This window comes from Microcoleus sp. T3_D1 (assembly GCF_036700405.1).
Classification (GTDB): domain Bacteria; phylum Cyanobacteriota; class Cyanobacteriia; order Cyanobacteriales; family Microcoleaceae; genus Microcoleus.
In genome coordinates, this window is record NZ_JAUBOV010000165.1 from 1 (window position 1) to 4,575 (window position 4,575).

Sequence of the window (4,575 nt, forward strand, 5' to 3'; positions counted from 1 at the left end):
TTTTCGGCCTGTTCCACAAAGAGTGAATTTTCTTGTGGAACAGGCCGAAAAGCCTGTTCTTGAGAATGGTGCAAGATATGAGTTAAAACAAACTGATAATACCGCTATTAGGAGTGTCTCTTAAAACTGCGATCGCATCATAGTTCTCTCTGAGTAGCCTCTCGATATCCTGCGTCGAGCAATTTCCGCGCCGTATCCAAATTACCTTCGGAGGAAATCCCAACAATAGACTCAATTCGCTAAAATCCGCATCCTTGGTAACGACAATATAGTCATGCTGACGAGCATACTCCCAAACTTCGCGATCGGGTGCGGTAGGTAATCCAATTGCATCAACATGAGCGGAATCGGGATAAATATCAGCAAGGAGATTGACAAGACGAGGAGAGAGATTTTGGTCAAATAACAGTATTTTCATCACCCAACAACTAACATAAACTGCTCTCGTTTAGCTGCGAAACTCAAGCAAGCTAAAATATCCTGTTGCGTGAGATAGGGAAAATCCTCTAGGATTTCTTGGTAAGTCATCCCAGAAGCGAGATATTCCAACACGTCATAAACCGTAATTCTCATACCTCGAATACAAGGTTTACCACCTCGCTTACCCGGTTCGATCGTAATTATATTAGCGATGTCTTGTTCTGACATGGCATTTTTCCTCTAGCTAGTGTTTTCAATTTTAGCATCAAAAAATAGAGATTAAAACCTGGCGATTGAAATCGCGTCTACACAAACAAATTCCGCGCAACGCGAGACTAAAAGAGCAAGGAAGTATTTAACCACAAATTGACATAATTCGTCAGTCCTCTGAAGCGAGGACTTTAGCTTTGAGGCAGGGGTTTAAACCCCTGTCGGATCGTGGCGATCGTGCAATATCTCAGAAACAAATAATTTTAGTGAAATTATTTAAGTACCTTGCGGGAAAGATTGCAACAAATGGTGACAGAGAAATAGAGCTGTGTTAGAACAGCTATCGATCGACCAGCCAAGCTATCTTAGAAAGGACGCTAGCGAAAGCACAGTCATGGCACCTTCCACTAATCCAAATCCGGCGGATTCATCTGCAAAACAGTCTCTAGAGGCTGGGCTAGCAGCTTTGAAACAGCAGGATTACCCCACCGCGATCGCCCTTTTAGAATCCGTTACCCAAACCGCAGCTAATCAGCCGTCGGGAATCCGCGCGCAGATGGGGTTAGTGGCTGCGTACAAAGCAACCGGTAATGTCAAAAAGGCGATCGCCCTGTGCTCTTCCCTCGCCACAAGTCCCAACCCTCAAGTCAAAACTTGGGCCGATCGCGCTTTAACAGAATTAACCCCCCCTCCCCCCCCAAAACCACCGGAAAATAAACCTAAATCCGCAGAAACTCCCGCCGAAACAGGCTTTGTCGCCTTTGATGCCGGAACAAAATCGCCGAAAAAATCGATTGAGGGCGATGGCTTACGCCCCGCTTCGCTACGACCTACCGTAGATAAAAAAACAGGATTTTTACCTTTAGAGCCGGCTGTAGAGCCTGGGAACGCCAAATCGCAACCGATTTCCCCGCCACCTCCACCCCCCACACCGCCGATTCGCCCGACATCAGAGGGCGGGCACGGGGGCCCGACATCAGAGGGCGGGCACGGGGGCCCGACATCAGAGGGCGGGCACGGGGGCACCGCCCCTACAGAAACCGCACCGGATACCGCAGAAATTAGCGGCGAAAATAGTTCCGGTTCCCCAACAGATATCCCCGGATTCGCCAGCGCAGATACTTACCAACTCACTTGGCGCGAAGCAGGGCGCGCCGCGAAAAGCCCGCGCCCGCTCAAACGGCTGAAGTTGCTGGAGTTTCGGGTGCAAGCCGTTGCAAGTGCGATCGCCCTATTTTTCCTAGCCCGGTTTGTCCTGCAATTCCTGCTGACAAACACTAATTCTCTGTTGGTTCAGCTTTACATATTCAGTAGACTGCCTATTTTCGCGCCGATTCAGCTTTTTTACCGCGATCCAACTCCCTTTGTTCAGATGGTTTTTGGATTGCTTTTGGCCTCGTCTCCCTGGCTGATAGACGCGCTGCTGAAACTGTTTTGCGGCATCGAAACCCTGCGCGGGTCGGTTTTATCCAAGCACAGCAAAGAAGCTAGTCGGGTACTGCGAAGCTTTTGTACGAAGCAAAATATGCCGACGCCGGTGCTCAAACTCTTGCCGCTGAATGTTCCTGTAGCTTTCAGTTACGGCGGTTTGCCCCGTTTTGCTCGGATTGCTGTGAGTCGCGGGCTGTTGGAACAGTTGACGGATGATGAAATTGCTACTATTTTCGCGCGGGAGTTGGGCCATATCTCTCACTGGGATTTTGCGCCGATGTCGCTGGCGCTGCTGGTGATTCAGATTCCTTACTTGATTTATTGGCAGGTGGCGCACTGGCAAGAGCGGTTGTGTGATTTAATGACGATCGAGTTTTTGCGTTCTGCTGTCAAATTTGTGGCCGCTGCTATTTCTGCTACCAGTTACGGGATTTATAAGTTGTTGCGCTGGCCGATGTTGTGGGTGTCGCGCCGCAGAGTGTATTTTAGCGATCGCACTGCTGCAGAAATTACAGGTAATCCTAACGGTTTGACGCGGGCACTGGCTAAAATTGCGATCGGCATTGCTGATAATATCGAACAGCAAAAACAAACTAGCTTTTTTCTGGAAAGTTTCGATCTATTGTTACCTGTAGGCGTTGGACAAGCTGTAAGCCTTGGTTCTGCTGCATTACACGCGCCGCTAGAACAGATTTTGCTGTGGGATGTCAGCAATCAGGAGCGCAATTGGTTGACGGTTAACCGCGCGCATCCTTTGCTGGGAGAGCGTTTGAAGCTGTTGGCCCTCTATGCTCAATTCTGGCAACTGGATACAGAGTTAGATTTGGCAAACGCGGGAGTGCAAGAACAACCCAGGAAAGGAAAATTGTCTCTGTTTAAGTCAATACTCGAATTTAAAGACTCAAAACTATTTTTACAGGGTGCGCCGTTTTTTGGAATTCCGATGAGTTTGGGGATAGTCGGGCTGCTTTGGCTGATTGGGGGGATTTTTTCGAGGACGAGTATCTGGCAGTTGGATTGGCTTTGGGGCGATCGATCTATTCTTTGGGGCTGTTTGCCGATCGGATTTAGCATCGGTACTTTGATGCGGATCAATTATTTCTTCCCGGACATTATACCGCGAGAAACCGCTTCGCCGAGTTTGCCGGAAATTTTGTCAAATCCCGATAGTTTGCCGCTGGATGCTGAACCGGTGCGACTGGAAGGGCAACTTTTGGGTCGATCGGGTATGAGTAATTGGCTGGGACAAGATTTGATTTTGCAAACGGCGACGGGTTTGGTGAGGTTGCACTATGTTTCGAGGTTTGGCTACATTGGCTCTTTGTGGCCATTTTTGTTCAAAGAGACTACTCGCCCTAGCGATTTGATCGGAACATCTGTTGTGGCGACTGGTTGGCTGCGCCGGGGTGCTACTGTGGCGATCGACCTTGAAAGTCTCCGCAGTCAAGGAGGGAGGGTTAGTGACAGCGGACATCCGATTTGGTCTGCGGTTTTGGCTTTTGCTGCTGCTATTTGGGGCGCATACATTATTATCCAGGGCCCAAGGTGAGGAATAGTTGTCCGATTGTGGGGTGAATCTCACATCTTGCACCTTTCTCAGGAACAGGCAAGATGCCTGTTCCACAAGAAAATTCACTCTTTGTGGAACAGGCATCTTGCCTGTTCATAAAAAGCTTATTGAGAATGGTGCAACATCTCAGGTGAATCGGTGTCAACGCGCATCCTCGATCGGTTTTGAGTTAAACAGGGGATTGGCGATCGGATTCTGGAGTTGCTCCCTACGCACCCTACAGTCTATCCGTTACATCCGTTACATCCGTTACATCCGTTACATCCGTTACAAAATCCGTTGCCGAACTTGCCTCTTCCTTCGTAAAGAAAAGTTGCTTTTTTGCCCGCAGTCTGTTACATTAGTTTACAGGAATTGGATTGAACCAAATAGCGCGATAACTTCTGTTGGCTAAAATCCCTTAAGGCATTGCGTAAAAATTGTCAACATCCCAACACAGCAAGTACAGCCAGCCGCTTGTCGGCTGTTTTTTTTCGATCGCTATTTTTGCTGTGCCGGATGAATTCTCAAAAGTGATTCAGATGTGGTTTCCGTTAAATTCAGACTGAAATCTTCCTAAATAACTAGCTCTGTTACCAAGGCTGTGATACCTTTAAAGAATGCTCGGACTCTGCCGGGCCTGATTTAAGGGATAGCGGGTAAGTGAGTAGTTCTCAGCATTAGGAGCGAGATTAGGAGCGAGGTAAGATTACTGGCTGAAAAAATGTTAGCCATTTTATCCATCACTGTATTAAACTGAATATTGGCATTCCGATCGCTTACAATTGACATCCTTGGACATAAATTTCTAGACGGCGCTGGCTATAAACATTCTGAATCAAAACCGGAAGCAAGTAATACAGAATAGCCAATAGCCTAAACATTTGAGTCAGAAACCTCAGCCTAAAGGCGTGAGGCTTGAAAGAGAAATCTAACAGGCCATTCTGACCAGACTAAGCTTTAAA

At 47.9% G+C, this 4,575-nt stretch carries 3 protein-coding genes; 1 reads left to right on the forward strand and 2 read right to left on the reverse strand.

Annotation, left to right across the window (positions count from 1 at the left end; genetic code table 11):
• Positions 1-82 precede the first annotated feature (82 nt).
• Positions 83-418: a DUF5615 family PIN-like protein gene (locus tag QT992_RS32990; protein WP_333319174.1), complete on the reverse strand. Its 336-nt coding sequence runs from the start codon at positions 416-418 to the stop codon at positions 83-85.
• Positions 418-648: a DUF433 domain-containing protein gene (locus QT992_RS32995; RefSeq protein ID WP_333104334.1), complete on the reverse strand. Its 231-nt coding sequence runs from the start codon at positions 646-648 to the stop codon at positions 418-420. The genes QT992_RS32990 and QT992_RS32995 overlap by 1 nt, the downstream gene beginning before the upstream one ends.
• Positions 649-958: 310 nt before the next feature.
• On the opposite strand from QT992_RS32995, the gene QT992_RS33000 reads away from it, so the two are divergent.
• Entirely contained in the window at positions 959-3,610 is a 2,652-nt protein-coding gene (locus QT992_RS33000; RefSeq protein WP_333342394.1) for a zinc metalloprotease HtpX, read from the forward strand.
• The last annotated feature ends 965 nt before the right edge of the window (positions 3,611-4,575 follow it).

Excerpts from the sequence above, each read along its gene's own strand:
- QT992_RS32995 (WP_333104334.1), bottom strand. The coding sequence starts at position 648 with ATGTCAGAACAAGACATCGCTAATATAATTACGATCGAACCGGGTAAG.
- QT992_RS32990 (WP_333319174.1), bottom strand. The coding sequence starts at position 418 with ATGAAAATACTGTTATTTGACCAAAATCTCTCTCCTCGTCTTGTCAAT.